Here is a 25,523-nt window from a genome sequence, read left to right as displayed (position 1 = left end):
GGACGCAACGGTGAATCAATGCCGATTCGCTCAGGCGTTGCCCTGTAAAAATGACAAACATCGGTAATATACTAACGAATCTGCCGCGCATAATTCAAATTATATTCGTGCTCTACCACCAGTTTGTTGCCATGCCCATAAGGCGCCGCAAATGGTAGCTCTTTCACCGGTAACGGAATTAGTCGCCCTTCCCGCTTCTCGGCAAAGACAATCGGAATGCGCTTCTTCACCGCGCAGGAAACATCAACCCCAATAACGAGTTGTTTGGTCATGGCTTAGCTCTTATGTTTAAAAACTACCATCAATAGTACTATATAAATGCATAGGTAAAATATTCTGCGCAAGCGATAACGCCGTAGCAAAACACCAACGACACATAATGTCACCCCCACCTGACATAATCGCTCCGTCTTAAAAGTAGGAGTGGGATTATGGCAACATCAATTGAAGAGGAAGCCGTGCTTGGCGCAAGCGAATTAGAGCGGCAATCGGCGGTTAACGGCTTGCATGAGCCGGTATTACTAAGTGACATTGAAAAGCAGAAGCTGTTGCTGTGCCAGGTGTGGCTGGTGCGCGCGTTTATGTCTTTGAAAAAGCCCATTCCGTTTTTTAATGAGCATGAGCGCCACGAAGAGGTGCTGCGCGAGTATTTAAGTATCGATTTAGAAATTGATAACATTCTGAATCTGCCCGATGCGCTTGAGGAAACGGGTGGTTTGGTCTGCTTTGTGCCAAGAGCGGACGTTAACGCTGCCCACACAGGCGAGTGCAAGCGTAGCTTGCTCGAGTCCAGCGCACGAAGTGCGCGGTGTGCTGGGCCTTGTTAAGTGCGCTGTAATGCACAACCCCACCCGTCGTATTCGATGTTGAATAATGAAGCAATGCACACCATTAAGCCAGACACAGAACACACGAGATTTTGTGTTGATGGCATATTTACGACAACGGTAATTCTGTGATTTTCATTGATGGTTTCTGACCGCGCAGAACCATAACGATTATCATTAATGAAGTTAGCGACCAACGCTGCTTTTTCAGCAGTTGGTGCATAAAGAATAAAATCAATATCTCTTGGAACATTGAAATTATCCCCTTTTTCATCATTGCCTATTAAAAGCTGAGTATCTTGATAGGCGTTATCTAAAAGTTTTTCGATAGTGGACATATTCCTCCTAGCATTTAACGCAAAGCACACGGGTGACGACCGCGCAGCGGTTGGCATCCCAGCGGCCGCAGGCCGCGAGTGCTGCGCCTTGTTATACGTGCTTTAGCTAAAATATCATTTAGCCACATAGTGACAGCCCCATTTTCGCGCCGAGGCTAGTGCAAACCCAAAACTGACTATTGAAAATACGGCTTGGTAATACATTTGTTTTTCTGGCTGAAAAAGTACGGCATTTGCTATAGACACAAGAAAACCGAACGCTGATACAAACCATAAAAACTTAATAGCCTGATCATAATGCCCATTCGATACGATACCACTATGCTGCTGAAAGCTTAAAACGAACGAAGTCAGCTTGTAAGTTAACCATACAAATAATAATGACATTATTGATATGAAAATTGCACCTGACACTTCGTGGAACAGTACGCCCCAAATTAGAGCGATTGAAGACCAGACAACCGGAAATAGAAATCCAATATTATCGGTTTTAACCAAGTAATTTGGCTTAATTGAAAGTTGCTCCAACTCAGTACTCCGAAAACGTATAACGCTGCCAGCAGCGGCCGAAAAGCCGCGCAGCGGTTTTGAGGTCCAGCGACCAACGGGAGCGATGCTGACTGGCCTTGTTATAAGTATTTGATATCACATCAAATCCCGCTCGTATGTTTTTTACCATTTTTACTTGTTACCCAAAGATAGATAACCATCACAAGGCTGACCAACAAACACAATGTAGAAATTTTAAACACAAGCTGTATGCCAGTATTAGGACAGCCCCACATACAGGTAGACAATAGCCCTGCTAGCGAAATAGCCAGAACCAAAATATTTACGACTACAGCAAAAATATACTTCATCGCTCACCCGAGCTTATAACGCTTTGCTAATTGGCTGCCGCAGCGCAGCGTAGGCAGTCCAGTGGAGGCCACGCTTTTTGTGGCCGGAACGAAATTAAGCAATTTGTTATACGCGTTTTGCATTTGAATTAAAAGCCGTTGCGCAAACAAGCAAACCTGCACCATGAAAAATGCCGATTATGTTGGTTTGAGTAATTAATGACACAGATGACCCAGAAAAATACTGAGTAACTGGAATAGCTAAGATGCCACTTAAGCACACAATGACAAGGCCCAAGCAGAAACGAAATTTGCCATGGTGATTAGAACGCCACACTAAAACACCTGCAATAAAAGCAAGAATAATTGTTGATAGATTAACTTGAATCGCTGTACTCAGAATGTCCATATTGCTCTCTACTTACTCCAGCTCAAAGCGTATAACGCTTGCAGCATGCGCGCCCATGGAATAGAGCCGAAGGCGCAATGTAATGGGTGTCGCCGTGCCTGCATTTGTTATGAGATTGGCGACTTTGTCTCGGGTAGACAATCCGCGAATTCTCTTTGAATTTTTGGCATTTTGCCACTCTGCTCACCACCCCCATGCAGAATAACCAACAGCATGCCTACCATTACAGACACACCGTTGGATATTCTGACCATCTGCTCTAACAAAGTAAGTGGGTAGCCTTTGCTGTGGCGATGAATTGCATGAATGCCACCGTGCACAAAAGAACTAAGTGGCTTCCAAGAATACTCCCTGAACTCCAACAGCATGTTTACCGGTTCCTGTGGGGCTTTACCCTGCAATTTCTCGAGCATTTCGCTGAGCATTGGAAGCTTATTTGCTCTATCAGCCGCTTCCTGTGTCAATTCACTGGTTAATTTTGACACTGCTGTGTCAGACGCGGCATAAAGAAGCCACATGGCCCTGACCAGAGCTTCATACTGAAGACGGACAAGTCCTGTAGCAGACGTTAGATTGCCACCAGAAATCAGCATCTTTGCACTCTCAGCATGCTCGAAAGCAACGCTACACATTACCCTGCTAGCCATGATTCTCTCCGAATCATTGAACGGAGTTAGCGCCAAAAACTCCAAAAGCTTGCTTTCGAGTTCCGCGGATCGCGATAAAAGACTGTTTATCAATGGCTTCCCTTCTCATAACGCTCGCAGCACAGGCCGAAACCCGCGCAGCGGTTGAGGTCCAGGCCACGCAGTGGCCGAATGTGACTGCGTTTGTTAGCACAGACTACTTGCATTTGATTTCTGCTTTTTTCCATGGGTGGTCGATAGACACTGCACCACCAACAAAAATACCGCCATCAGTAGCGCCTGTATTGTTGTTAACTGCTTCAAAACCAGTTGGACAAAGCTCAGTTGCCCGTTTAGCCCAGAATTGCTCGACAGTAGCAGGCAACGTCGTACCATTTCCGTAATACTCTACAAGGTAGTGCCCATCGCCCAACTTTGAATCCTTATAACCGCCAGACCAAGTATGAGCTTGATACCCTGTTGCACAGGCCGTTAATAAGCCCAAACTCAAAACAACTAAGATTGATTTCATTTCTTCTCCGTAAGTGGCCAACAGTGCTAACGCTTGCAGCAGCGGCCGAGCGTAGCGAGGTCCAGCCCCAAAGGGGCGTTGCTGACTGCACTTGTTACATGCCTACCACTCAATTTGAATTTTTGTACCGACATTTACCAAATCCATAAATTCATCCATTTCGGAGTTTGTAATGGCAATACAGCCGTTTGTCCAATTGAAGTGCTGCGAAATTGGAGCAAGCCAACCTAACCAATTACGCTGCCCATGAACCATAATAAAACCACCAGGCGAAACTCCATTTTTCTCAGCTTTAGCTATATCAACTGCGTTTGGATAGCTAACATGCATGGCTCTGTAGAATGAAGAGTCTTCTTTCTTGTAATCAAGCGAGTATTCACCTTCAGGCGTCCTTTCATCACCTTCTTGTTCTTTATGCCCTTTAGGATTGGCGCCAAGGGCAACGTCATAAACCTTTACTATTTCACCGGCCGACAATAAGTACATTTTCCTTTCGGATTTGTCGACTTTAACCAGATCTACCCCAGCAAAAGCTGTTTGAGTAACGAACATCAAAATTAGCAGGATATATTTCATAGCATGTAACGCCCCGCTAAACGGCGAGCGGTAGCGAGTCCGGTGGAGGCCGCGTCTTTTGCGGCCGGAACGAATTTGAGCGGCTTGTTAGGCTTTACCACGGATTATGTCCAGCTTATTGGATGGAGCATCTGGGGCCATAAATCCCGGAATGGTATCGGGGCCTCTTCTTGGGCGAGACAAAAACTCTACCGGCCACTCTGCGATGCGCTCCTCCTTCTTGTGAAGGTATATCCCCGGCTCAGGCTCATCAATATATTCACGCTGCAAAATAAGAGCTAGTGGAGCTTCGCTACCAGGTATTTCGTTAGCGCATTCCAATGCCTCTTCAAATGTTTCAAAGGCATAGTAGTAGTCACTGCCTTCCGCTAAATCTGGCGATCCATCATGCGGGTGGCACCACACCCGATATTCAAGAACCTCATCCCAGACATACCCGCCTCCGGCTTTTGCGGCACCAGAATACTCTCCCACCATTTCAGGATCTTTTACTTTTGGATATTTGCTCATGGTTCTCTTTGATGCCTAACATTTGTATATTGTGCGTGCGCGTTTAGCAACTCGTCCAATTGATGGTTTTCAGCTCTTAACTTACTGAGCAAGCAGGCATTCCTAACTTGAAAGAATCCGAGTTAGCAAAGGCAATATGAGCATGCTCAGTTACGCTCTACCGAGCGCACAATATCCAACCTTTATTTTTTTGTTATGTCATTGACAGTAAACGACTTAAATAAACAACACAACAGCAAAACGCGCAATATTCCCAAAGTGAATGTGCCATGCATCGCTAGCGACACCCACACTTACTAATAACGCGACGGCTAGTCACTAGTTGCAGTAACCTGAAAGTCCAATGTCCGCAATTCGCTCAAACCGGACATTACCGCCTTACTTGCTGCGACTCGATTTCCACAACTTTATTGCCGGAAAATAGTACCGTTAAGTAGTATTCACCTCCGATATCACCTTTCACAACATAAGACCATGCTTCGGCTGATCTGCCACCGCGACCAAATCCAGTGTTGACGCCGATAGTCTGGCGATCGCGCATATCGGGATTGCCTATTTTGTTCATCACTTCGATTTTGGTCATGCCACAGCGGATAAGTTCTCCACCGCTAATCCGAAAGGAACAGGCTTTTGCTGTTGGTGAGTATGAAATCACCATGCTGGCAAAGATCATTAAAAGCCACTTCATAACAGAAGCTCCTGTGAGACATGAAACTTTAAGTTAACTTCTTAATAACGTGAGCGCAATTACACAAAAGCTATAATAAAGTCGCCATGCATGAATTTCGCCCTTGGTTGTCTGATTGCCCCATACACATGCAACCAAATCAAAATAGTTGTTGTAGAAAATAGACGAGCCTATTCAAACTCTCGCAATAGTATTGGCAGGATATGCTTTCTGCTTAATTGATGGTGGGTAACATTTCGGTATTTATTATTGTGGGCGTTAAGTAGCAAAATAATCATGAGGTCATGATGAGGGACAAACTGAATTAATGCGGTATAGCCATAATCGGTACTCCCTCCCATTTGAATTACCGTATTACCGTTTATTTCTGTCTGCGCGAGGCTACCTAGTAACCAGCGATCGTTCGCTTTCGTGAACGCATCATTCAGCGAATTTTCAGGTAAAAAGCGTCCACTCCTTAGTGCAGAGAACCAAGTTGCTAAATCATCTACTGAAGTGACCATGCCACCGGCACCCATTAATGCCCACGTTAATTCTTTTTCAAACGTCGTTTGGCCGGGATCATCACCACCGTATCCTCGAGCAATCTTGCTATCTATCAAACGGCCATCTTGATAAAACCCAGTTTTATACAGATGCAATGGAGAAAGTATTTGAGTTTGAATGTATTCCTGAAATGGTTGATGGCTCACCTTTTCTACGATGGCTGCCAATAATGTATAAGCCGCATTCGAATAAGCCGTTTTATCACCTGGTTTGGCAATCAATGGCATGGATAAAATTCGCCGTTCAGCCTCTGCTTTATCCATGAATTCAAAATCGGAATCATTATGAAAGTTATCCAATCCACTGGTGTGGCCCAATAGCTGAGTGACTGTTATCAGCTTTAATTCATCGGGTGCATTTGGATAAAATTCGACGAGGGTTTGAGTCAGTTCTATTTTATTATTGGCTGCTAATTGAAGCACCGCAGCCGCGGTAAAGGTTTTTGCAATAGAGCCCATATCATAAACAACGTCAGCATCGTTTTTACGCATTTGCTGTCTATCAGCGAGACCAAATGCCGCTTCGAGTAGTGTTTCACGTTCATGAACTACTAATACCATGCCATCAAACGTACCGGCGATATGCTCACGCTCAAGCTCGTGCATTAAATCAGTAACAACTACTGAATTACTCTGAGTTATTGCCGTAACACTGCTAACATTCGGCGAGCTGCTACAACCAATGAATGCGAACGTTATTAAAATAAGCCCTATTTGGCGCATCATGCCCTCACCTGCCTCACCATTGCTGTTAAACTTTTGCCATGATGTACTGTTTTTTTGTTTTTCGCCAAATATAGATACCTCCGAGCAGAAACAAAGCAACGATAATTGGCATGAGCTTATTGTCGGATCGCCAAGCTTTTTCTGATTCTGCATAGGAACGAACTAACAAACCATCCACCGATAACTGAAAGAAATCATGATAGACCTTTGAGGAATAGATAGGTGAATGAGTGTCTGTAGCATCGTACAGAATCGTCACAATCTTACCTTCTGAATTCATCAGTGAATCTTTAACAACGTCTTGCCCATCAGCCTTTGATGGATAATTAAAACTCATTGACTCATTATCGAAACCAAAACGTATTCCGTATTTGTGTTTCTGGACCCAACTGACTAGCCCACTTTTTTCTCGTAGTTCTTCTTTGAAAGGAAAGCCGCTATTAACCTGAGTTAACTGGAAGAATCCAATGCAAAGTCCTAGCACTATCGATACTGCTGCTAGCAACAAATTCCGATAGTAGGTGATTTTTGACATACCGGCTCTCTATTTAAAACTTCTAAAGTTAGTGTTGATTAAACAACAATACCAGTGGCAGCCAAGTGAATAATTCCGGATTCAATGTTCGGAATCTCCGAATTACACACCTAGACACCCTATCTAGTCACTTCTGGTGGTAACGGCAAATTTGTGCGTTCGGCTTTTGGCTGCTTATTAAACTCAAAGCGGGCGCCATCTTTAGTTAATTCAATATCGTACAAGTGACAAAGGTAACGGTGCAAGCGCTTAGCAAATCGTTGATAGGGTTTAATTTTACGCTTCGAATTGGCGGCTAAACTGAACTCAAGGGGCTGTAACTCAGCCATACGATGCGCAAGAACCGGTAATATCCGTGCGGCTAGCGCAAAAGCATCGGTATTAAGCTCAAGATCATGATAAACCAGGTTGTCTTCATCTCCCCAAAATAATAAGCCTCCATCAGCACGACGTTGCGTGCCTATAGATCTATTTCGGTAAGCTAGATTAACACTATGCCCATTAAAATAAAGTTCATAGCGATAAGGGCCAAGCTGGATGTTTTCGTGAAAACGCGGTAGTTGGTACATTAACTCTCCTTTGCAGTGACAACAAAGTCAGTTTAATCGGTGAAGGTGACGGAATGTGTCGCGATGAAATCGCCCAACCCTGACGGCGTTTTTCAACTCACACTCCCTATCAAATAGCTGCGACTATTTATGTCGCAGACAGAGTTTCGTTCATTTTCGAACTGAGTTAATCTCAAACACTCTAGTGGTTGCAATACGAAAACGTGATCCGCTATAACTTTATTTAAATTGCTTCAAAAGGAATCGCTATGGCTGAAATTCAAAATTGCATCATTAAGTTTAAATGCACGAAAACTTGGGAATCGCTAGCCGAGTCAGGAAATGCAAACAAGCGTTATTGCAGCGAGTGTAAACAAGACGTTTATGCGTGTAGAACTGACTCTGATATTGCCAGGCATATTAAATTAGGTAACTGCATTGCCATTTTTAATCAAACGCAGGATGAGTTATTTGTTGGCGAACTAAGTACCCCTTATAAAAAATAACTATCGGTTAAGCCTATCTGCAACATTCCCCATAGCAGCCCGCCAGCGCTCCACTGCATATTCTCCTATCCCACAACCAGGCTCATCAGCCATTACTGCAAGCAACCCATCGAACAACACCCGCGCTAAGTCGTCGCGCCCAAGTAGGCTTAGGCTAGTTAGCACGCGCGTAATGCGTGCATTGTTGTGCGAGTCAAAGGTAAACCAATCCGTTTTGCGCTCTGCAAAATTATCGCCGACGGCTAATTGCGGGCCCTGCTCGGTATTGATCACCTTAAGGCCTAACAGCGCACAAAAACGGACAAAGCTGCGTACGAGATTGTCTTGGGCACTGGCGTTGTTGCGCAAAAAATTGATGGTCGGGTCATCTAATACCGGTGCGTACATATTGCCTGCGCTGGCGGTGGTTAACGGAAACATCCACTGAATAAACATATGGTTGCGCTCCAGCCAGCTGTCGGGCTTGCTCCATAAATCGAACAGCGTATAACCACGATCATTCGCTGCGCCTGCAGTGTAAAAAGCCTTCAACTGTTCGAGGCGTTGCTGGTTGTTGCTAGCTGTATCAGGCATGTGTATCACCGGTCAGTTCAACCGCAGTCACCGGCATACCGACCAATAAGGCGATGACGTTTTCGATGTGTTCGCCACGCACCATGTCTTCGTCAAAACTGCTGCTCAATGCCTGATAGAGCGCGGCCTCCATGGCAAAGCCTTGCTGCGCAAGTTTGAACGCATGCGCGGCAATGTGCATGTATTCATCTTTGCAGTCGTTCTCAACGCAGCAGGTATGCATGAGGTCGGTGTTGAACAACGCCAGATTGATATCTTCTACCCGTAAGCGTTTTAGTTGTCGGCTTGGCCTTGGGCCGCTGTAACCACGCCGATCCAGCTCGGCATGCAATTCATCAAACTGTTTTTGCCGACCCCACATCGACATCCAGTTGATGTAGGGCGTACTCTGTATGCGTGTTAATAAGTGCACCAGTTGGCACGTTGATAAGCGTGTTGTCATCTGTCATCCCCTGTTACTTATTCTAAGTAATATCCACTAATCTTTTCTCCACGAATGCCATTGTGAAGCCTAGGGATGACGGTTTGTGTCGCCTGCTTTAATGTGGGTTATTTCGTATTTTTAAAAACCAATCTTAAATCCAGTCTATAGTCGATTCAGTTTTGATCAATTTCAACTTGATTAATAACATAAACGTTATTATTTTAACAAAAGGAATTTGTTAATTGAAAATGCCAAACGAGTCGGTTCTACGAGTCGCGCACGAATTCGTCGACAGTGATGGAAGAAGCCCATTTCGAGAGTGGTTGCTCAACATCAAAGATGTTCGAGCGCAAGCTAAAATCACCAAAGCCATTGTGCAGATGGAATCTGGAAATTTTGGCGACTGTAAGGCAATAACCAACGCCCACGGAATTTTTGAGAAAAGATTACATTTTGGCCCCGGATATCGAATTTATTACTGCTTCGACGGAGCAAAATTAATCATTTTATTAGCCGGTAGTGACAAATCGACGCAACGAGCAACGATCGAATTGGCAAAAAGGTACTTAGATGATTATCGCAAACGCTGAAATAAAAGGTGCAAATATGCCACTCTCACGCGAATTTAAAGAAACGGTTATGGAGCTTTGCAAAAACCCTGAATACCGTAAGGCTTTACTTATGGAGGCTCTGGAGTCATATCTTGAGGGGGACATTGCGGTGGGAAATTCCTTGCTACGTGATTATTTGAATGGCACACAGGCGTTTGGCGATGTCGCAAGTGAAATCAATATGCTTGAGCCAAGTCTGCGCCGCATGCTCGGACCCAATGGTAACGCTACCGTGCGGAATTTTTTTGCGCTGCTTAAAGCCTGCCAGCAACGCGAAGGTATTCGCGCTGCTGACATGATTCACTCTTAACTAAAACGTCCGCTCTTGCGGTAATTCTACGTGCTCGGCGGTGTCATGCTGCAGGGCACGCGCCACTTCTTTGTAAAATTTCTGCCGAAAATCAGCCGGTGCCTTTACTTTTAAGTAGGGCGCGCGGGCCAGTAGCCACTGAATCAGGTTCAGTGTGTATGGCACTGTCACTGTCATGTTGAACACCGTGTCGTGGCCTTTTATTGGTGTGATTTTCTGGTTGTCGCCCAAATGCGAATCTTCTACTTCGCGACGCACTGAATTAAATATTTCTAGGTGCAGCTCAAACGGCTCGCCGTAACGAAAGGCCAACTCACCATTCTTTTCATATTCGGCCAGATTGAAGTTTTGCACGCGAGGTTCATCAAACAGTGTTTGTTTTACCGCACTGATGCGTGAAAAAGGAAGCTGTCGAATTTTATCTTGGTGTGCTGGGTCGCTGCTGTGCATGCGGCAAATGAGGTATGGCACGCTGCCGCGATAGAAAATACTCAAGGCGGTGACGGTTAATTGCTTGGCGGCGTCACCTTGATGGCTGTGATAATCCACTTTGAGCACTTCTTGGTTGAGGGCTGCGTTAATCAGCCGCTGGTATATCGTCTTATTGATTTTAGGCGGCTTAAGGTGGTGTGACGCTGGTGCCACACGCACCCGCTTGCTCCAGTTCGCCGCTGCGGTATCGCTGTTGTTGAGTTTGGCTTTAGCGCGTTTAAACAGGCCGTTAAGTGGCTCTAGGATATGGCTGGGGGTGATATGTGCCAGTTGCTTTTCAGCCACCAGTAGCGCCAGTGCCACCGAGTCTTCAATATCAAACAATTTGTCGAAGTCGCTACGGTCGATGTGCCAGACGTTGTCGTCGTCGCGATACACCCCGAAGTAGCCTTCTAGCGCTGCCATGTCGCGCTGCACGCTGCGGCGCACCTTGCTGCTTACGGCGCCTTGACCGTCGAGGGATTCCATCAGTTGGCTGATGGTTTTGGGCCCTTGATACAATGCCTGCAAATGCAGTAGCAGCCGGATGGCGCCTTCTTTGCTTGAACCCTTTTGATTATTAGTTGGCATGCCTTCGCCCCATTCCTTGTTGTTTCTGCTACAAGATAATGCGACGATCGCTTACGCTTTGCAAGCTTGCAACGTGCTGAGTTTGGGCATGGGACCCGCCTTGGTATTTTCCGCTTAATGGTGAAGGCTGTTCGACAACCTCAGATTACTAACAGGAAAAAGTGACTATGGGCTTATTTGAGCGTTATTTATCGGTTTGGGTGGGGCTTGCCATTATTATCGGCATTGCTGCCGGCAGTTTAGTACCGGGTATTTTTGTCAGCATTGCGGCGTTGGAATATGCGCACGTGAACTTAGTTATTGCGGTGCTTATTTGGCTAATGATTTACCCGATGATGGTGCAAATTGACTTCGGTTCCATTCGCAATGTCGCCCGTGAACCGAAAGGTTTGGTGCTAACACTTGTGATGAATTGGCTGATTAAACCCTTTACCATGGCGCTGTTGGGCTGGTTGTTTTTCAAAGGATTTTTCGCTGATTGGGTAGACCCTCAAACGGCGACTGAATATATAGCCGGCATGATACTGCTGGGCGTTGCACCCTGCACTGCAATGGTTTTCGTGTGGAGCCAGCTCACCAAAGGCGACGCCAACTATACACTGGTGCAGGTATCGATAAACGACATCATCATGATCTTTGCTTTTGCGCCACTTGCTGGATTACTGCTTGGCGTGACCGACATTACCGTGCCGTGGGATACGCTATTGCTGTCGGTGGTGTTGTACGTCGTTATTCCGTTAGTGGCTGGATTACTTACGCGCAAAAAACTTGACGGCAATAGCGATAGCGTACGTTTAACGCAGTTTTTGGCAACCATGAAGCCGTGGTCAATTTTGGGGTTGTTAGCCACCGTGGTACTGCTATTTGCGTTTCAAGCTGAAACTATTTTGGCCAAACCACAGGTCATTGTGCTCATTGCCATTCCGTTACTGATACAAACCTACAGCATTTTTGCGCTGACGTATTTTATCGCAAAACGCATGAAGCTGCGCCACAACATTGCCGCGCCCGCCTGCCTAATCGGCACTTCGAATTTCTTTGAACTTGCGGTAGCGGTCGCAATTTCGCTATTCGGTCTGCACTCCGGCGCGGCTTTGGCAACCGTGGTTGGCGTGCTGGTTGAAGTACCAGTGATGCTCTCATTGGTATGGTTCGCCAACCGCACCCGCCACTGGTTTTGAAGAAAAGGGCTGTCTACAAAGAAGATGGTGAGATGATAATCGACTCATTCAGTAACGTCGTGAGATCAACACAAAAGGACCCATAAGATGAAACTATTAATATTCTTAGGTAGCGTTCGTGATAGCACCCCGCCGCAACCCGCACGATTAGGTCATCGCGTTGCGCTGGCTTGCCAAAAATATATTGAGGAGCACATGCAAGGGGTTACTTCTCAGATCATCGACCCTTTAGATTACGATCTTAGCGGCGTATTCAAACCTCACTTTTCTTACCATCAGAAAGACGCCCCACAACAACTGTCGGAACTTGCCGAGAAAATCAGTGACGCTGATGGTTATATTATGGTCAGCCCCGAATACAATCATTCAATGAGCCCTGCACTCGCTCACCTATTGAATCATTTCGGCGCATCTCGCTTTTCGTACAAGCCAAGTGCCATTGTTACTTATTCAGCTGGCCAATGGGGTGGTGCTCGCGCCGCAGTAAATATGCGCAACTTCTTAGCTGAACTCGGTTGTTTACCGGTGTCGGCAATGATTCATTTACCTAAAGCGCAAGAGGTATTCAACGAGTCTGGCGAATTCGCTAATCAGGTGGCTGACAAAGCTAGTTGGCAAACTTACCTGGGTCGGACGCTGAATCAGTTATGGTGGTGGATGGAAGCTACTCGTAAACAACGCAAAGCATGTGATCCGCGAAAACTAGTCAAAGACTTTCGAACGGCACCGTCGCAACGCAATGCGCCAAATTAAAGCATCGTGCTCTATGCGCCTAGCTATTTGCCGTGCTAATTGCCGTGCGGCCCCACCTACGGAGCTGGGGCCGGAGCCGCTAATTGTTTGGCAGCCCAAGCCGAATAGTCACTTACCGCGGTGTTGCGCGAGGCACCATCAATACAGCTAATCACGTATGACATCAGTTTCCCCTTATTATTGTTTTAATGGCCGCCCATAATGCTATCAGCGGCGTCGGGTTTATCGTGCACGCCAAAGCGGTCGACGATGGTGGCACTGGCTTCGCTTAGGCCTCGTACTTCAACTTCGGCGCCTTCGCGACGGAATTTAATCACCACTTTGTCGAGCGCACCTACTGCGGTTATGTCCCAGAAATGCGCTTTGGTGAGGTCAATCACAACCTTATCAATGGCTTCTTTAAAATCAAACGAATTGATGAATTTGTCGGCCGAGGAGAAAAATACTTGACCCACCACCTGATAAACACGCTCGGTGCCGGCGGTGTTGATGCTTGAGGATACATCCATGAAGTGGCCGATCTTGTTGGCAAAGAACATGGCGGCTAGTAACACACCAACGCCCACACCAATAGCAAGGTTATGAGTCGCCACCACCACGATCACCGTGGTGACCATCACAATGTTGGTAGATAACGGGTGTTTTTTGAGGTTGCGAATAGAATCCCAACTGAAAGTACCGATAGATACCATGATCATCACTGCAACTAGGGCCGCCATCGGGATTTGCGTGAGCCACTCGTCCAGCACTAAGATCAGCACCATTAAGAATACCCCTGCGGTGAGGGTAGATAAGCGCGTCCGCCCGCCAGACTTTACGTTTATCACCGACTGCCCAATCATCGCACAACCGGCCATACCGCCCATCAAGCCAGCCCCGATATTGGCAATGCCTTGGCCTTTACATTCACGGTTTTTGTCGCTGGGAGTATCGGTTAGGTCGTCAACAATAGTCGCTGTCATTAACGATTCTAATAAACCTACCGCGGCTAGTCCGGCTGAATAAGGCAAGATAATCGCCAACGTTTCTAGGTTAAGTGGTACATCCGGCCACAAGAAAATAGGTAAGGTATCGGGTAAGTCGCCCATATCGCCTACGGTGCGAATATCGATGTTCCAGAAGATGGCGACCAGCGTTAACGAGATGATACAAACCAGCGGCGATGGCAGCATTTTGCCGATCACAGGTACGTACGGGAATAGATAGATGATACCTAAGCCTGCCGCAGTCATGGCATACACATGCCAAGTTACGTTGGTTAATTCAGGTAGTTGCGCCATAAAAATCAAAATTGCTAGCGCGTTAACAAAGCCGGTTACCACCGAACGCGACACAAACCGCATCAACGAACCGAGCTTTAAGTAGCCTGCCCCAATCTGCAACACCCCGGTTAATAAGGTTGCGGCTAATAAATATTCCAGTCCGTGGTCGCGTACTAGGGTCACCATCAATAACGCCATCGCGCCCGTTGCGGCTGAGATCATGCCTGGACGCCCTCCGGTAAAGGCGATGATTACCGCGATACAAAAAGAGGCATAAAGACCAATTTTAGGGTCCACACCGGCGATGATAGAAAAGGCAATAGCCTCGGGAATAAGAGCTAGAGCAACCACAATACCCGCTAACAAATCGCCACGGATATTTGAAAACCACTGGTTCTGAATGGTTTTGAGCATATATAGAGTTTCGCTTTTGAGTTAATTTGCTTATTAATTAAAAAATCAAGGCTAGTTCTAGCGTACAGAAGTGAGCTGCATTTAAGTTTAAATGCAACCTAGGATACTTGCGCTTGGTTGGGCGCTATGGCGGCGTAAGGTTAGACAAACCCTTGAGTCTCCGTAAGTCGTTATTGGTTGTGTGCTTGGGCGCGGATTTGGGCGCGGATTATAACCCTATCAACTTATGAACGCAAAACCGCGAGGTCAGGCGAGTCATCCAGGCTTGCCCAGAAAATAACCTTTGACTTGTGTGAGAATAAGCGTAGAGTAGACGGCGTTGGTTAAGAAACAGCAAGTTAAATCTCCTCTACGTAGCATTATTAGCAGTAAATCTTCGTCCTGTAGTTTTAAATTTCCATTTTTTTACCCGCATGACTCTGTTCATAGCATTTTGCTATGGCAGTAAATTTTTAAATTTCAGGATTAATATTATGTCTAATACAGTAACTGGTACCGTAAAGTGGTTTAACGAAGCAAAAGGTTTTGGTTTTATTGAGCAACAAGGTGGTGCAGACGTATTTGCTCACTTTAGCGCCATTGCTAGCACCGGTTTCAAAACTTTAGCCGAAGGCCAACGTGTATCGTTCACGATCACTCAAGGTCCTAAAGGCCCACAAGCTGAAAACATCGTTGCCTTATAATCATAAGTTAACGTTGATTTAAATAAAAAAGAGCGACCTAGTCGCTCTTTTTTATGCCTGTCGCGCACCTTTAAGCTTTTTCAACAAGCAACTTGATTTATCCACTCCTTCACTCCATATTGTTCATCATGATACTTTAGTAAATTCTAAACAATAAGGAGCCGTGACCTATGAGCACCATCATTGCTGCCTGCCCTAGTTGCCATAAAAAGAATCGCGTCGCTAACGATAAGCCGCGAGCCGAGGCGAAATGCGGCGCCTGTAAAGCCCCCCTGTTTAACGGCGAGGCCTTTGCCGTAAACGCCGATCAGTTTCGGGCCCACCGCGACAGTGACTTACCCTTGGTGGTAGATTTTTGGGCCAGTTGGTGCGGCCCCTGCCAGCAATTTGCGCCGGTATTTGCGCAAGTAGCTAAGCAATATGCCAATCAAGCCAGATTTGTGAAAATCAGTACCGAAACCGAGCCTCATCTAGCTCAGCATTTTATGATTCGTAGTATTCCTACCTTGATGTTGATTAAGAATGGTCAAGAAGTTGCACGCCAAGCAGGTGCCATGGGGCCAACCCAATTAACTCAATGGTTAAATCAGCATCTTTAAAAACCAGCGACAGCGAATAAGACACTGCCCCATACTACGGCCATCAATACTAACGCAAAAAACACAGCAGCCGACGCGATATCTTTCGCGCGGCCGCTGAGCTCATGAAACTCCGCCCCCACTCTGTCAACGACGGCTTCTACCGCTGAATTTAAGAGCTCAGTAATCAGTAAAATAAAGACCGTGAGAATCAGCAATAAGCGTTCGCTCAAGGTTATTTCTAAGCTAACTGCAATGACCACTAATACCGTAGCTAATAGCAAGTCTTGCCGAAACGCAGCTTCATAGCGCCACGCCATTTTAATGCCACGAAGTGAATTAAAAGTGGCGTGAATAATTCTTGCGATGCCTGTTTTATTTGATTTCATAAGCCACGGGTACCCGCACGTGAATGAATGGTTGCTCAATTGTGTAAGTAAGCTTATCTGTTTTTTCTTAAGCTTGCCTTAAGCCAACAAAAATAATCTAGAAAGCAATGTTTTTAGCTAGATAGTAAGGCTTACCATGCAGACGTTAAAACTCCCCCTCGCATTGATGGTGTTGCGTCCACTCGTCTATTTTTATGGGATAAATTTAGTTTTACTGGGTGCTTTTAGACTGGCGTACTGGTATCTGTATCACGAGCGAGCATCGGCAGCTACCCAACTGAGTCATTATTTACTGAGTGGCGTACGTGCTGATTTCATTATGCTTGGCTATGGCGCTTTACTGGTGCTGTTGGTGTTACCTATCTTCCTACTAGCCCATGCACAGCAAGCGTGGCAGCGCTTTAGTGTATGGCTGCTCACGCTTTTTAGCTTTTTTATGCTGTTTATGGAACTAGCAACACCTGCCTTCATCGCCCAATACGATACCCGCCCTAACCGCCTTTTCTTTGAATATTTGGCTTATCCAGCAGAAGTATTTGCTACCCTTTGGCATGGGTTTCGGGGCTGGTTAATCCTCTCCATCGTGGCATCAATCGCCTTAGGCTGGGGTTTATTTCGTGTCAGCCAATATCAACTACGTCAACCCAGTCATACGGCATCCCGTTGGCAAATCGCTCTCATACTTCCGTTAGCACTCGCAGTGGCGCTGATAGGAGTGCGCTCCACTTGGTCTCATCGTCCCGCTAATCCGGCTTTTTTCGCCACCACGGCAGATCCACTTATCAATAGCTTACATTTAAGTTCAGGCTATACGTTACTGTATGCTCTCTATAATTTGAAACATGAGAGCCAAGCTAACCGAGGTTATAGTCAACTTTCAGATGCAGATATTTTTGCAGTAGTAAAAACCGAGCCCTATCTTAAAAATTATCAATTTAGCCATCCTAAATTACCCACCTTACATTATCAGCCTGCTAGCATTCAGCGTGATAAACCTCTGAATATAGTCATTATTTTAGAAGAAAGCTTAGGAGCAACTTTTGTCCCGTCACTCGGCGGTAAAACCGTGAACGGCCAGTCGTTAACGCCAAATCTTGAACAATTGAAACAACATGGATGGTGGTTTGAGCAACTTTATGCGACTGGTATTCGTTCGGTTCGTGGTATTGAAGCTGTTGTTGCTGGCTTCTTACCTACCCGTGCTCGCTCGACGGTAAAATTAACTCACTCACAACGAGATTTTTTCACCTTAGCCAGTTTGTTGCGGCAGCAGCACTATCACACGGAGTTCTTGTATGGTGGTGAAGCTCACTTCGACAACATGGCTAGCTTTTTTAGTGGTAATGGCTTCGCTTCTATTGTCGACCAGCGAGCTTTTACTGAGCCTAAATTTGAAGGGAGCTGGGGGGTATCTGACGAAGACTTATTGGATCGTTTACACCAACAACTCATGCAGCGTGATGATACTGAGCAGCCCTATTTTGTGCTGGCCTTTAGTAGTTCTAATCACGAGCCATTTGAGTATCCCGCTGATGCTATTACTCCCGTAGAGCAACCTGTTCATAGCCTCAATAATGCTGTTCGTTACGCTGATCACGCCTTAGGTAAATTTTTTGCACAAGCTATGGCCAGTGATTATTGGCACAATACACTGTTCTTAGTGGTGGCAGATCACGATACCCGAGTTTACGGAGATGACCTTATTCCTGTGAGTAAATTTCATATTCCTGGGGTCATTCTTGGAGCTGATTTAAGCCCCAAGACTATCCCTCATATCGCTAGCCAAATCGATCTTTTACCGACCCTGATTTCGCTTGCTGGTTTGTCGGGATTTATCCCTGCAGTTGGCCAAGATTTAAGTGCGGCGCAACCTCCAGCAAATCGGGCGATGATGCAGTTTGGTGATTATTTCGGTTGGCTAGAGCACCAACAGTTGACCGTTTTGGGAGCGGATCAACAGGAGTTTAGATATCAGTACGACCCAATTAGCAAGCAGCTTACACCACTTGCAATGCCACTTATTGAAACGCAAGAGCAGCGTATTAGGGCTTTCGCTGCCTTACCTTCGGTGCTTTATCAGCAACGATTATACCGGCTGCCAGAGCCTAACATCAGCCAGGAACTAACCCACTAACGCAGGTAGAGCTGCACGCAAAAGCGTTGATCGTGGTAATTAAATTCCGGCTCTACCTGCAATTGCGTGGCTAAATGAGCCACGATACTTAAGCCTAAGCCAGCCCCTTGTACATGCAGTTGTTTGCCACGATAAAAACGTTCGGTTAATCGCGTTATATCAAGCTGGTGCTGGCTGTCTACTGGGTTACAAAGAAGCATCTGGTGCTGCTCTAGGGTTAACTGGATGCTGCTTTGGGCAGGTGCATACTTTATCGCGTTATCTAGCAGGTTGTTGCACAACAGGTACCAATAACTCGCCGCTCCGGCACGCTTGCAAGATGCCACTAAATTGAGCTCTGTGTTCAGCTGTTTTGCCTCAATACGGGCATAATTATCAGCCAAGACTTGGCGCCAAACTTTGGCCAGATCACAGGTGTCGGTGAGCTCCAACTGCCCTTCGACTTTGGCTAAGGTCAGCAAGCTTTCTACTAAATTAATGATGCGATTAGTGCTTTCTAGCAGCTCGGTGATCTCTTGTTGGAAATTGCTTGGCGGGCGCTCTTGTAGGCGTTGTAAGCGCACTTTGAGGGCCGCTAGCGGGGTTCTTAGTTCATGCGCTGCATCAGCAGAAAACCGCTTTTCGCGAGCAAAGCTTTGCTCAATGCGCGCTAAGTAATGGTTTAAAGAGCGCTTCACCAGATCCACTTCTTCGCCTTCATCGGCTAACGGAAATGGCGCATAATTATTATTACTACGGAGCCTGAGTTGCTGCGCTAAGCGGGCAAAGCTTTTAAAGCCCCGATGAATCGCAAGCCAACCCAGCCACAGCATGAGTGGTAACAGCAACAGCACCGGGAAAATCGTGTCGATGGCTAAATCACTGCGTAATTCGGCTCTGAACTCATCCTCTTGCAGTAGCAGAATTCGACTTTGGCCATCCGCGGTTAACATCCCAAACACATGCCAAAACTGCTCACCTTGATAGGTGGTAAAGCCGGTCTGAAATGGCACTGCGGCTGCATCGGGTACCCCTTCGGTTAGCACCTGCCAACTGCCATCAAGCGCCTCAATGCGATAAGCGATTCGGTCTTCATAACTGTGCTGCTGTAACGAAGGAACTACCAGGCTCTGCGCTTTGCTCGTGGTTAGTTGCAAGCGGGCTGGTTCGGCCACAATCACCGCAAGGGTTTTAGCTTGTTGAATCATTTCGGCGTCAAACAATTCGTCTACTTCGTGCCGTACTTCAAGGTAAATCCAGCTAACTGTGATGCCCGAGCAGAGCAAGTAAACGGCGGATACGGCAATGAGGATACGCCGCCGAATGGATGTTGATTTACCTAACAGGCTGGTCAAAGCATCGGTAAATGAACGCATTTATTGAGCCCCCTGGCCCGGCTGTTTTAGTCGGTATCCAATGCCGCGAATTGTTTCTATCCACTCTTTATTACCGAGCTTTTTGCGTAGATTTGACACATGAACCTCAAGCGCATTACTTTCGATATCTGTGTCTTGGTCAAACAGCGAGGCTTCTAGTTGGTCACGACTGTGAACCCGACCTGGCTGTAAAATCAGCGCTTTTAACAGCTCAAACTCGCGCCGCGATAAACTAATCGGTTGTTGCTGTAGCTGCACCACTCGGGTTTCGGTGTTGAGTTGCAGCTCGCCTAGGCTGAGTGTGGCCGACGTATGCCCTTGTTGGCGTCGGATCAAAGCACGTAAACGCGCTCCTAATTCATTGAGATCAAAGGGCTTGGTGAGATAATCATCAGCGCCGTTGTCCAGCTGCTGGACAATTTCATGACTGTTATCGCGTGCGGTTAAGATCAGAATCGGTAACCGTAGTCCACGTTTGCGACAATTGATCAGCACGCGCGAGCCTTCCAGATCAGGTAAACCTAAATCGAGAATCATCGCCTGATAGGCATGGTGTTGTAGCGCACTAATAGCGGCTGCTCCCGTTTGCACCCAAGCCACATTAAAGCCACGATCGTTAAGGCCAAGCGCTACCGCTTGGCCTAACATCGCATCATCTTCTACCAGTAGAATGTGCATCCTATCTCACTTTTTCTTGAATCCGCTGGCGTAATGCCTGCACCTCTTTACGGCGTTCGGCATCGGCTAAAGGACGTTCTGGGCGCGGTGCTGCCGCTAAAGCCAGCTCGGTGTACCTAAGCGCCTGTTGATAGTCCTCTTGGTCAAACAAATAATCAGCGTAAAAATAGTTAGGGTCAATCCCATCTGGGTTTAATTCTAACGCTTTTTCAAGTAATTGCTTGGCCTTATCGTCATCGCCAAAGCCTAGTGGCCAGCCCGGTACTTTAAAGTAGAGCGTGCCTAAACTAGCATAAGCCGAACCTTGCAGGGCATCGGGTTGTAGCGCTAACGCTTGCTCTAGGCTGTTGCGAGCGGCTTTGGCCAGGCTCAGAGCACCTAACCCACCTTTGGCTCCAGCATAAGTGCTTTGCACAATACCTTGCCAAATATGGGCTTCAGCGCTTTGTGGCTGAGCCGCTACCCAGGCTTGTACATCAGCTAGTAGTTGCTCAAAACCCTGCTGCTGGGCTTCGTCTGTAAGGCGGTAATTAACTTCGGCCCAGCGTTGTTGAATGTCACTTAAACGACTTTGTTGACTAGGCGCCACCATGGTCGACGCCGGTGTCTCCGTATTCGTGGCGATGGCTGCTGCTGGTAGTGCTAACAGGGTCAGGGCAACAACTGAGTAAGTAGATAGTTTCATTTCGATAACTCCTTCGTTAACCGATAAAGATGTTGTCTTGGTGAGCGCATGGATTTCGCCACCAAACTTGGGATAAAGCCATTAAGCCAGGCAAAAAATCGCTCGGGCCAGCCCAGCACCTGCTTCGATTTACCGCGGGCAATTTGTTGCAGGACTTTGCGAGCCACCCATTCCGGCGCATCCGCGGTGCTACCGCAGGCTTGGTTCATCGCCACCGTAAGCGGGCTGTTGAAGTTGGTATCGATAGCCCGTGGAGCGCAGTACATCACCGTTATTTGCTGCGTGGGTAGTTCGCGTTGCAGTGCTTCGGTGAAGCCACGCAAGCCAAACTTGCTCGCACAATAGAGGGTTTGCCCAGGAAAGCCGATGCTGCCAAACACCGAACCTAGGTTCATTAGCCAGCCCCGCTGATGGGGCAGATACGGCAGTATCAGCGCACTTAATTGCATGGGTGCCATCAGATTGGTTTGTATCACCTCAGCGATAGCTGTCGTCGATTGCTGGCTGAACAAGCCCGCGTGATTGATCCCGGCATTGTTGATCAGGCCAGTAACAGGCATCTGCGTGGTGCGCCAATGCAACACGTAATCAAGTAATGCTTGTTGTCCTGCCGAGGTGGTGATGTCTGCTTGCAAATAAGATTGCTGTAGCTGCTGCGCCAAGGCTTCGAGGCTGCTGCTATTGCGCCCCACCAACAATACCTTGGCTCCGGCCGCGGTAAGTTGTTGCGCGATACAACGCCCTAACCCACCGGCGGCACCAGTCAACAGCACATGCTGGTTAGTCCACGAAAACGTCGCCATCTACACACTCCTCTGCGCCAGCTCAGGCAGAGCACGGAACATATCGCCGTACAATCGATACACTTGCTTGGCGGTGGTGATAATGGCCGCTTGCGCTACAGGATCAGTCACTTTATCCATCAATTGGGCAAAGAACTGCACATGTTCGAGATCTAACGAACCATGTGAATTTAAGTAACTAAAAGCACGATCAGGTAAGGCCAATTGCTGTTGAATGGTACCTGCTGCTTGGCTTGCTAGTTTTACACTAGTGCCTTCAAGTACATGGGCCATGCCAAAAAAGGCAGTCGGATGGAGCAAATCAATATTGCCATGCACCACCGCCACCATAGCCGCAGTACTGGCATGAGGTTGGCTGTTCTGCACCGACTCTGGGTCGACACCGGTCGCTGCTAAGTCGTTGAGGATCCATTGCTCGTGACCGTATTCTTCGTTGATGTAATCGATCAGCGCTTGTCGCAGCCATTCTTGTTGATGGCTGATGGCGCTACCCGCCCGCATCAGCAGTGGCGTGGTGTATTTCACGTGATGGTAGGCTTGCTGCAAAAAGGCTTGATACAGCGGTAAGCTGATCTCACCCTGCAGTGCTTGTGTGATCACCGGGGCGCTGAGTAAATAGTTTTGCTCGTCTGCTGTAGCCGTTACTAAGGTATTGAAAAAACTCATACGAATAACCTCTCTGAGGATAAGTAGTGGGCGTAGACCTTGGCAATTTCAGCCCGGCGTAGACGTCCGGTACCGGTCAACTGCGCATTGTTGATTGAGAATGCTGAGTCTGCTCGGTGCCAAGCATGCAGCCGAGCATAGTCAGGTAAACTTTGATTCACTTTAGCGATGGCGGCATTGATGGCGCTATCACTGACCTCGGCTGCTGCCACGATAATGCCGGTTAGGGGTAAGGTTTCACTGCCAAACACGGCGGCTTGATAAATTTCCGGCTGCTCGGTCAGCTCTGCTTCTACCCATTCAGGGTCGAGATTTCGACCAAACTCGGTAACAATGATGTGCTTTTTGCGACCTTTTATCAGCAGCCGGCCGTGCTCATCAAACTCGCCCCAATCGCCGGTGCGAATGCTGGTTGGATACCAACTACTGGGATCATGGAGATACCCCAACATGGCGTTGCCAGAAACCACCACTTCGCCTTGCTCTAACCAGACTGTGGCATGATCTAAGGGCTTGCCCACGGTGCCGACTTGGTCCGTAGCTGTGCTTGTTGTGGGGTCGTTAAAACACACCACCGAACCAAATTCTGATAGCCCATAGCCTTGCACCAAGGGGATTTTCAGAGCTAACGCTTGCCGTTCTAACTCGGGTAGCAAGCGCGCTCCGCCCACCGCAACCAGTTGCAAGTTAGGCAATTTGAGGTACTGCTGCTGCACCCCATAAACCAGCGCTTTGACTAACCCCGGGGTGACGATCAGACTATGAGGTTGTAGCTGATTCAACGCTTGAAAAAATGAGCTAAGCTGCAGTTCATGTGCACCATGCAAACCAAGCTTTGCCCCGGGTTGTAACTGCACTTGATAGCCGCGCCATAAACTTAGATACACACCCGCAAGGTTTTCCAACAGCACCGCCAGTGGCATTAAACTTAGATGCTTACGCACAGCTAGCTCTCCTAAGCGCTGATCTAACGCCACCAACGTGGTCTGAATATTTTGGGCGCTCAAACAGACCCCTTTGGGGGTGCCTGTGCTACCTGAGGTATAGGTGACCTTGACGGTGCCTAGCGGTAACGGCGGTGCGGGCTGCGCTACCGGTAACTGCTGCATACCAGCAGCATCAATCAACAGGTTAGCGCCACTATCAAGCAAAACTTGTTGCTGCTGTTGGGCGCTGAAAAAGCTTGGGATAGGAATAGCCACGGTCGGCTGCACCGCATTGGCGGCCAAGATGGCCAGATCCGTCACCACCCATTGCACCGAGTTATCAAGCTGTATAGCAATCCGCGGTGATGTCATTTGACAGAATTGCAGACTAAGCTGGCTTACCTCATGATACAACTCAGCGTAGGTAAGACTGCGCTGGTGGTCTTGCAGGGCAAGCTGATGTGGCTGTTGTTGCGCATGCTGTTGCAAGCGTACCATCAAAGGTATCAGGTTCAGCAATTGCGGTTGCATTAGCATGATATTGCCTCGCTACTGTGCGGCGCGGTGGCCAGCACTTGAGTTGCTAGCGGCCAGCCTTGGTTTACAGCCACTAAAATCACCTGCGGTTGCTGTTGGTAATAGTTACCCCAGAGGCCCTGTAATGTGCTCGGCAGTTGCTGCTCATGAGCTAAACCTAGCGGCTGGGTTTGGATACCCAGGCGCTGTAACTTAAGCTGCAAAAACCGCGTTACGGTAAACAGTAGGTAGCTTTTGTTAAGCGCTGTAGCAGCTTGATAAACCGCAGAGAAAAGTGGCGTAAGATAACGGCCATCAGCCACTGCTAAAGAGCCTATCTCTGCGAGTTGTTGTCGCGAGACTGTGGCTGCAACCCTTGTCGTTACGCAATTTTGTGCGGCTGTTGGTAAATAATATTCAGAGAACATCGGGCCCTGTTCTGCTAACTGAATAGCACAGGCCGCAACCACCTCTTCGTCTTCAAACAAAGCTAGCAACAGGGGTGGTAGCCGTTCTAAACAGGCCTGAAAGTGAAGCCAATAGCGGTCGCAAATAAACCGTTCGACCTGGTTGCGTTTAGGGTGGTTAGGTAAAATAAATTGAGACAACATCATCGATCTCCATTGCTTGTAGCAGCTGATGGCTAGATTAGTTGGTGAAGCTTAAGAAAGGCTTAAGATGCTCAGCAGCAATGTGTCATAAAGGTGCGCAATAAAGTTCAGTGCAAGGCCCCAAAAAACGATCTTTTAACGCTTATTTACGTAACTTATTTAACGGACGTAACCTATAGCCCAATGATAAAGCGGAGTAGTCAGTATGGCTTTGATCTTATTTTATGATGGCGGTTGCCCACTGTGTGTGAACGAAATGCGCCACCTTAAACGCAAAGATAAACAGCAACGATTGCAGTTTGAAAATATTTGGGCCACAGATTTCGCCGAGCGCTTTCCTCATATCGAAGTAGCTGAAGCTAACCGCATTTTGCACGGTCAACAATCTGATGGCACCATGTTGTACGGTTTGGATGTGACTCATGCCGCGTGGTCGGCGGTGGGTCGTGGTTGGCTGACAGCCGCATTACGCTGGCCGTTGATCCGCTGGCTGGCAGATCGTGGCTACTTATTTTTTGCTCGTAATCGCAATGGTATTTCGCGTTTAATTACGGGACGTGAGCGCTGCTTGCAATGTTCTTTAGATGAATAAACCAAGAACTGCTAGTTAACCCACTCTTTTCAGCTCATTCATGAGGCTTTCTGTCAGCCGCTAGTAACCCATCGTTGTTATCTTGTAGTGATACACCTGTCACTAACATCAC

General features: G+C 47.3%; 34 protein-coding genes. 10 read left to right on the top strand and 24 right to left on the bottom strand.

What is annotated here, in order from left to right; genetic code table 11:
- Positions 1-71: 71 nt before the first annotated feature.
- Complete coding sequence (locus tag AB8S08_RS04980; RefSeq protein ID WP_369743943.1) at positions 72-272, bottom strand: hypothetical protein; 201 nt, start codon at positions 270-272, stop codon at positions 72-74.
- A gap of 159 nt (positions 273-431) precedes the next feature.
- Between AB8S08_RS04980 and AB8S08_RS04975 the strand changes: the two genes are divergently transcribed.
- Complete coding sequence (locus AB8S08_RS04975) at positions 432-827, top strand: hypothetical protein (RefSeq protein WP_369743942.1); 396 nt, start codon at positions 432-434, stop codon at positions 825-827.
- On the opposite strand, the gene AB8S08_RS04970 is transcribed toward AB8S08_RS04975, so the two are convergent.
- From AB8S08_RS04970 to AB8S08_RS04920, 11 genes are all read right to left on the bottom strand, one after another.
- Positions 824-1,165: a ribonuclease E inhibitor RraB gene (locus AB8S08_RS04970; RefSeq protein ID WP_369743941.1), complete on the bottom strand. Its 342-nt coding sequence runs from the start codon at positions 1,163-1,165 to the stop codon at positions 824-826. The genes AB8S08_RS04975 and AB8S08_RS04970 overlap by 4 nt on opposite strands.
- A gap of 114 nt (positions 1,166-1,279) precedes the next feature.
- Complete coding sequence (locus AB8S08_RS04965; RefSeq protein ID WP_369743940.1) at positions 1,280-1,693, bottom strand: hypothetical protein; 414 nt, start codon at positions 1,691-1,693, stop codon at positions 1,280-1,282.
- Between the two features lie 438 nt (positions 1,694-2,131).
- Positions 2,132-2,413: a hypothetical protein gene (locus AB8S08_RS04960; protein ID WP_369743938.1), complete on the bottom strand. Its 282-nt coding sequence runs from the start codon at positions 2,411-2,413 to the stop codon at positions 2,132-2,134.
- A gap of 107 nt (positions 2,414-2,520) precedes the next feature.
- Positions 2,521-3,060, bottom strand: coding sequence for a hypothetical protein (locus AB8S08_RS04955; protein ID WP_369743936.1), 540 nt, complete (start codon positions 3,058-3,060; stop codon positions 2,521-2,523).
- A gap of 196 nt (positions 3,061-3,256) precedes the next feature.
- Positions 3,257-3,571 carry a hypothetical protein gene (locus AB8S08_RS04950; protein ID WP_369743934.1) on the bottom strand — a complete coding sequence of 105 codons (315 nt, stop codon included), beginning with the start codon at positions 3,569-3,571 and terminating at the stop codon, positions 3,257-3,259.
- A 102-nt stretch (positions 3,572-3,673) separates the two neighbouring features.
- Positions 3,674-4,147, bottom strand: coding sequence for a murein L,D-transpeptidase family protein (locus AB8S08_RS04945; RefSeq protein WP_110077050.1), 474 nt, complete (start codon positions 4,145-4,147; stop codon positions 3,674-3,676).
- Positions 4,148-4,234: 87 nt separating this feature from the next.
- Positions 4,235-4,657, bottom strand: a complete 423-nt coding sequence (locus tag AB8S08_RS04940; protein WP_110077051.1) for a GCN5 family acetyltransferase — start codon at positions 4,655-4,657, stop codon at positions 4,235-4,237.
- A gap of 370 nt (positions 4,658-5,027) precedes the next feature.
- Entirely contained in the window at positions 5,028-5,345 is a 318-nt protein-coding gene (locus tag AB8S08_RS04935; RefSeq protein ID WP_110076353.1) for a DUF2845 domain-containing protein, read from the bottom strand.
- A 170-nt stretch (positions 5,346-5,515) separates the two neighbouring features.
- Positions 5,516-6,616 carry a serine hydrolase domain-containing protein gene (locus tag AB8S08_RS04930; protein WP_369743932.1) on the bottom strand — a complete coding sequence of 367 codons (1,101 nt, stop codon included), beginning with the start codon at positions 6,614-6,616 and terminating at the stop codon, positions 5,516-5,518.
- Between the two features lie 25 nt (positions 6,617-6,641).
- A complete protein-coding gene (locus tag AB8S08_RS04925; RefSeq protein ID WP_369743930.1) occupies positions 6,642-7,151 on the bottom strand; it encodes a hypothetical protein in 510 nt (169 codons plus the stop codon).
- Between the two features lie 119 nt (positions 7,152-7,270).
- Positions 7,271-7,720 (bottom strand): hypothetical protein, encoded by a 450-nt coding sequence (locus AB8S08_RS04920; RefSeq protein WP_369743929.1) that lies wholly within the window; start codon positions 7,718-7,720, stop codon positions 7,271-7,273.
- Positions 7,721-7,968: 248 nt separating this feature from the next.
- Here AB8S08_RS04920 and AB8S08_RS04915 point away from each other — a divergent pair, with 248 nt between their 5' ends.
- Positions 7,969-8,205 (top strand): hypothetical protein, encoded by a 237-nt coding sequence (locus tag AB8S08_RS04915; protein WP_369743928.1) that lies wholly within the window; start codon positions 7,969-7,971, stop codon positions 8,203-8,205.
- On the opposite strand, the gene AB8S08_RS04910 is transcribed toward AB8S08_RS04915, so the two are convergent.
- Together AB8S08_RS04910 and AB8S08_RS04905 are read right to left on the bottom strand one after the other, a co-directional pair.
- A complete protein-coding gene (locus tag AB8S08_RS04910) occupies positions 8,206-8,778 on the bottom strand; it encodes an opioid growth factor receptor-related protein (RefSeq protein WP_369743927.1) in 573 nt (190 codons plus the stop codon). It lies immediately after the preceding gene.
- Positions 8,771-9,220 (bottom strand): hypothetical protein, encoded by a 450-nt coding sequence (locus AB8S08_RS04905; RefSeq protein ID WP_369743925.1) that lies wholly within the window; start codon positions 9,218-9,220, stop codon positions 8,771-8,773. Before AB8S08_RS04905 ends, AB8S08_RS04910 begins: the two co-directional genes overlap by 8 nt.
- 230 nt (positions 9,221-9,450) lie before the next feature.
- Between AB8S08_RS04905 and AB8S08_RS04900 the strand changes: the two genes are divergently transcribed.
- The gene (locus AB8S08_RS04900; RefSeq protein ID WP_110076331.1) at positions 9,451-9,792 is read left to right on the top strand and encodes a type II toxin-antitoxin system RelE/ParE family toxin; all 342 of its coding nucleotides are present in this window, start codon (positions 9,451-9,453) and stop codon (positions 9,790-9,792) included.
- Positions 9,773-10,123 (top strand): DNA-binding protein, encoded by a 351-nt coding sequence (locus AB8S08_RS04895; RefSeq protein WP_369743923.1) that lies wholly within the window; start codon positions 9,773-9,775, stop codon positions 10,121-10,123. Before AB8S08_RS04900 ends, AB8S08_RS04895 begins: the two co-directional genes overlap by 20 nt.
- On the opposite strand, the gene AB8S08_RS04890 is transcribed toward AB8S08_RS04895, so the two are convergent.
- Positions 10,124-11,185, bottom strand: a complete 1,062-nt coding sequence (locus tag AB8S08_RS04890) for a helix-turn-helix transcriptional regulator (RefSeq protein ID WP_369743922.1) — start codon at positions 11,183-11,185, stop codon at positions 10,124-10,126.
- A gap of 167 nt (positions 11,186-11,352) precedes the next feature.
- On the opposite strand from AB8S08_RS04890, the gene arsB reads away from it, so the two are divergent.
- Both arsB and AB8S08_RS04880 read left to right on the top strand, forming a co-directional pair.
- Complete coding sequence (arsB, locus tag AB8S08_RS04885) at positions 11,353-12,366, top strand: ACR3 family arsenite efflux transporter (protein ID WP_369743921.1); 1,014 nt, start codon at positions 11,353-11,355, stop codon at positions 12,364-12,366.
- Positions 12,367-12,453: 87 nt separating this feature from the next.
- Positions 12,454-13,119, top strand: a complete 666-nt coding sequence (locus tag AB8S08_RS04880; RefSeq protein ID WP_369743919.1) for an NADPH-dependent FMN reductase — start codon at positions 12,454-12,456, stop codon at positions 13,117-13,119.
- Positions 13,120-13,304: 185 nt separating this feature from the next.
- Here AB8S08_RS04880 and AB8S08_RS04875 read toward each other — a convergent pair whose 3' ends face one another.
- Positions 13,305-14,795, bottom strand: a complete 1,491-nt coding sequence (locus AB8S08_RS04875) for a SulP family inorganic anion transporter (RefSeq protein WP_369743918.1) — start codon at positions 14,793-14,795, stop codon at positions 13,305-13,307.
- A 473-nt stretch (positions 14,796-15,268) separates the two neighbouring features.
- Between AB8S08_RS04875 and AB8S08_RS04870 the strand changes: the two genes are divergently transcribed.
- Both AB8S08_RS04870 and trxC read left to right on the top strand, forming a co-directional pair.
- Positions 15,269-15,478, top strand: a complete 210-nt coding sequence (locus tag AB8S08_RS04870) for a cold-shock protein (protein ID WP_369743917.1) — start codon at positions 15,269-15,271, stop codon at positions 15,476-15,478.
- 170 nt (positions 15,479-15,648) lie between these two features.
- A complete protein-coding gene (trxC, locus tag AB8S08_RS04865; RefSeq protein ID WP_369743915.1) occupies positions 15,649-16,077 on the top strand; it encodes a thioredoxin TrxC in 429 nt (142 codons plus the stop codon).
- Here trxC and AB8S08_RS04860 read toward each other — a convergent pair.
- Positions 16,074-16,445 (bottom strand): diacylglycerol kinase, encoded by a 372-nt coding sequence (locus AB8S08_RS04860; protein ID WP_110076326.1) that lies wholly within the window; start codon positions 16,443-16,445, stop codon positions 16,074-16,076. The two genes, trxC and AB8S08_RS04860, sit on opposite strands and share 4 nt — an antisense overlap.
- Before the next feature lie 136 nt (positions 16,446-16,581).
- Here AB8S08_RS04860 and AB8S08_RS04855 point away from each other — a divergent pair, with 136 nt between their 5' ends.
- A complete protein-coding gene (locus AB8S08_RS04855; RefSeq protein ID WP_369743913.1) occupies positions 16,582-18,579 on the top strand; it encodes an LTA synthase family protein in 1,998 nt (665 codons plus the stop codon).
- Here AB8S08_RS04855 and AB8S08_RS04850 read toward each other — a convergent pair.
- From AB8S08_RS04850 to AB8S08_RS04820, 7 genes are read right to left on the bottom strand one after another with little or no spacing between them, the layout of a single operon-like run.
- Positions 18,576-19,934, bottom strand: coding sequence for a histidine kinase dimerization/phospho-acceptor domain-containing protein (locus AB8S08_RS04850; protein WP_369743912.1), 1,359 nt, complete (start codon positions 19,932-19,934; stop codon positions 18,576-18,578). The two genes, AB8S08_RS04855 and AB8S08_RS04850, sit on opposite strands and share 4 nt — an antisense overlap.
- Positions 19,935-20,612, bottom strand: coding sequence for a response regulator (locus AB8S08_RS04845; protein ID WP_369743911.1), 678 nt, complete (start codon positions 20,610-20,612; stop codon positions 19,935-19,937). It abuts the gene before it with no gap.
- A 1-nt stretch (position 20,613) separates the two neighbouring features.
- Positions 20,614-21,297: a hypothetical protein gene (locus AB8S08_RS04840; RefSeq protein WP_369743909.1), complete on the bottom strand. Its 684-nt coding sequence runs from the start codon at positions 21,295-21,297 to the stop codon at positions 20,614-20,616.
- Positions 21,294-22,100 carry an SDR family oxidoreductase gene (locus tag AB8S08_RS04835; protein ID WP_369743907.1) on the bottom strand — a complete coding sequence of 269 codons (807 nt, stop codon included), beginning with the start codon at positions 22,098-22,100 and terminating at the stop codon, positions 21,294-21,296. Before AB8S08_RS04835 ends, AB8S08_RS04840 begins: the two co-directional genes overlap by 4 nt.
- Positions 22,101-22,766 carry a TenA family transcriptional regulator gene (locus tag AB8S08_RS04830; RefSeq protein WP_369743906.1) on the bottom strand — a complete coding sequence of 222 codons (666 nt, stop codon included), beginning with the start codon at positions 22,764-22,766 and terminating at the stop codon, positions 22,101-22,103.
- Complete coding sequence (locus AB8S08_RS04825; RefSeq protein WP_369743904.1) at positions 22,763-24,229, bottom strand: AMP-binding protein; 1,467 nt, start codon at positions 24,227-24,229, stop codon at positions 22,763-22,765. The genes AB8S08_RS04830 and AB8S08_RS04825 overlap by 4 nt, the downstream gene beginning before the upstream one ends.
- Positions 24,223-24,822 carry a thermostable hemolysin gene (locus tag AB8S08_RS04820; protein WP_369743903.1) on the bottom strand — a complete coding sequence of 200 codons (600 nt, stop codon included), beginning with the start codon at positions 24,820-24,822 and terminating at the stop codon, positions 24,223-24,225. Before AB8S08_RS04820 ends, AB8S08_RS04825 begins: the two co-directional genes overlap by 7 nt.
- 202 nt (positions 24,823-25,024) lie before the next feature.
- Between AB8S08_RS04820 and AB8S08_RS04815 the strand changes: the two genes are divergently transcribed.
- Positions 25,025-25,411, top strand: a complete 387-nt coding sequence (locus AB8S08_RS04815) for a thiol-disulfide oxidoreductase DCC family protein (protein ID WP_369743901.1) — start codon at positions 25,025-25,027, stop codon at positions 25,409-25,411.
- Positions 25,412-25,523: the final 112 nt, after the last annotated feature.

This window comes from Pseudidiomarina sp. PP-1MA, assembly GCF_041200125.1.
Taxonomy (GTDB): Bacteria; Pseudomonadota; Gammaproteobacteria; order Enterobacterales; family Alteromonadaceae; genus Pseudidiomarina; species Pseudidiomarina fusca.
This window is presented reverse-complemented; position numbering and strand designations above follow the sequence as displayed.

Coding starts and splice junctions, on each gene's coding strand:
- AB8S08_RS04845 (WP_369743911.1), bottom strand. CDS start 20,612: ATGCACATTCTACTGGTAGAAGATGATGCGATGTTAGGCCAAGCGGTA.
- AB8S08_RS04960 (WP_369743938.1), bottom strand. CDS start 2,413: ATGGACATTCTGAGTACAGCGATTCAAGTTAATCTATCAACAATTATT.
- AB8S08_RS04835 (WP_369743907.1), bottom strand. CDS start 22,100: ATGGCGACGTTTTCGTGGACTAACCAGCATGTGCTGTTGACTGGTGCC.
- AB8S08_RS04955 (WP_369743936.1), bottom strand. CDS start 3,060: ATGGCTAGCAGGGTAATGTGTAGCGTTGCTTTCGAGCATGCTGAGAGT.
- AB8S08_RS04935 (WP_110076353.1), bottom strand. CDS start 5,345: ATGAAGTGGCTTTTAATGATCTTTGCCAGCATGGTGATTTCATACTCA.
- AB8S08_RS04930 (WP_369743932.1), bottom strand. CDS start 6,616: ATGATGCGCCAAATAGGGCTTATTTTAATAACGTTCGCATTCATTGGT.
- AB8S08_RS04875 (WP_369743918.1), bottom strand. CDS start 14,795: ATGCTCAAAACCATTCAGAACCAGTGGTTTTCAAATATCCGTGGCGAT.
- AB8S08_RS04900 (WP_110076331.1), top strand. CDS start 9,451: ATGCCAAACGAGTCGGTTCTACGAGTCGCGCACGAATTCGTCGACAGT.
- AB8S08_RS04970 (WP_369743941.1), bottom strand. CDS start 1,165: ATGTCCACTATCGAAAAACTTTTAGATAACGCCTATCAAGATACTCAG.
- AB8S08_RS04815 (WP_369743901.1), top strand. CDS start 25,025: ATGGCTTTGATCTTATTTTATGATGGCGGTTGCCCACTGTGTGTGAAC.
- AB8S08_RS04980 (WP_369743943.1), bottom strand. CDS start 272: ATGACCAAACAACTCGTTATTGGGGTTGATGTTTCCTGCGCGGTGAAG.
- AB8S08_RS04890 (WP_369743922.1), bottom strand. CDS start 11,185: ATGCCAACTAATAATCAAAAGGGTTCAAGCAAAGAAGGCGCCATCCGG.
- AB8S08_RS04840 (WP_369743909.1), bottom strand. CDS start 21,297: ATGAAACTATCTACTTACTCAGTTGTTGCCCTGACCCTGTTAGCACTA.
- AB8S08_RS04910 (WP_369743927.1), bottom strand. CDS start 8,778: ATGCCTGATACAGCTAGCAACAACCAGCAACGCCTCGAACAGTTGAAG.
- AB8S08_RS04825 (WP_369743904.1), bottom strand. CDS start 24,229: ATGCTAATGCAACCGCAATTGCTGAACCTGATACCTTTGATGGTACGC.
- AB8S08_RS04975 (WP_369743942.1), top strand. CDS start 432: ATGGCAACATCAATTGAAGAGGAAGCCGTGCTTGGCGCAAGCGAATTA.
- AB8S08_RS04920 (WP_369743929.1), bottom strand. CDS start 7,720: ATGTACCAACTACCGCGTTTTCACGAAAACATCCAGCTTGGCCCTTAT.
- AB8S08_RS04940 (WP_110077051.1), bottom strand. CDS start 4,657: ATGAGCAAATATCCAAAAGTAAAAGATCCTGAAATGGTGGGAGAGTAT.
- AB8S08_RS04830 (WP_369743906.1), bottom strand. CDS start 22,766: ATGAGTTTTTTCAATACCTTAGTAACGGCTACAGCAGACGAGCAAAAC.
- AB8S08_RS04850 (WP_369743912.1), bottom strand. CDS start 19,934: ATGCGTTCATTTACCGATGCTTTGACCAGCCTGTTAGGTAAATCAACA.
- arsB (WP_369743921.1), top strand. CDS start 11,353: ATGGGCTTATTTGAGCGTTATTTATCGGTTTGGGTGGGGCTTGCCATT.
- AB8S08_RS04905 (WP_369743925.1), bottom strand. CDS start 9,220: ATGACAACACGCTTATCAACGTGCCAACTGGTGCACTTATTAACACGC.
- AB8S08_RS04945 (WP_110077050.1), bottom strand. CDS start 4,147: ATGAAATATATCCTGCTAATTTTGATGTTCGTTACTCAAACAGCTTTT.
- AB8S08_RS04950 (WP_369743934.1), bottom strand. CDS start 3,571: ATGAAATCAATCTTAGTTGTTTTGAGTTTGGGCTTATTAACGGCCTGT.
- trxC (WP_369743915.1), top strand. CDS start 15,649: ATGAGCACCATCATTGCTGCCTGCCCTAGTTGCCATAAAAAGAATCGC.
- AB8S08_RS04895 (WP_369743923.1), top strand. CDS start 9,773: ATGATTATCGCAAACGCTGAAATAAAAGGTGCAAATATGCCACTCTCA.
- AB8S08_RS04855 (WP_369743913.1), top strand. CDS start 16,582: ATGCAGACGTTAAAACTCCCCCTCGCATTGATGGTGTTGCGTCCACTC.
- AB8S08_RS04925 (WP_369743930.1), bottom strand. CDS start 7,151: ATGTCAAAAATCACCTACTATCGGAATTTGTTGCTAGCAGCAGTATCG.
- AB8S08_RS04820 (WP_369743903.1), bottom strand. CDS start 24,822: ATGATGTTGTCTCAATTTATTTTACCTAACCACCCTAAACGCAACCAG.
- AB8S08_RS04870 (WP_369743917.1), top strand. CDS start 15,269: ATGTCTAATACAGTAACTGGTACCGTAAAGTGGTTTAACGAAGCAAAA.
- AB8S08_RS04860 (WP_110076326.1), bottom strand. CDS start 16,445: ATGAAATCAAATAAAACAGGCATCGCAAGAATTATTCACGCCACTTTT.
- AB8S08_RS04880 (WP_369743919.1), top strand. CDS start 12,454: ATGAAACTATTAATATTCTTAGGTAGCGTTCGTGATAGCACCCCGCCG.
- AB8S08_RS04915 (WP_369743928.1), top strand. CDS start 7,969: ATGGCTGAAATTCAAAATTGCATCATTAAGTTTAAATGCACGAAAACT.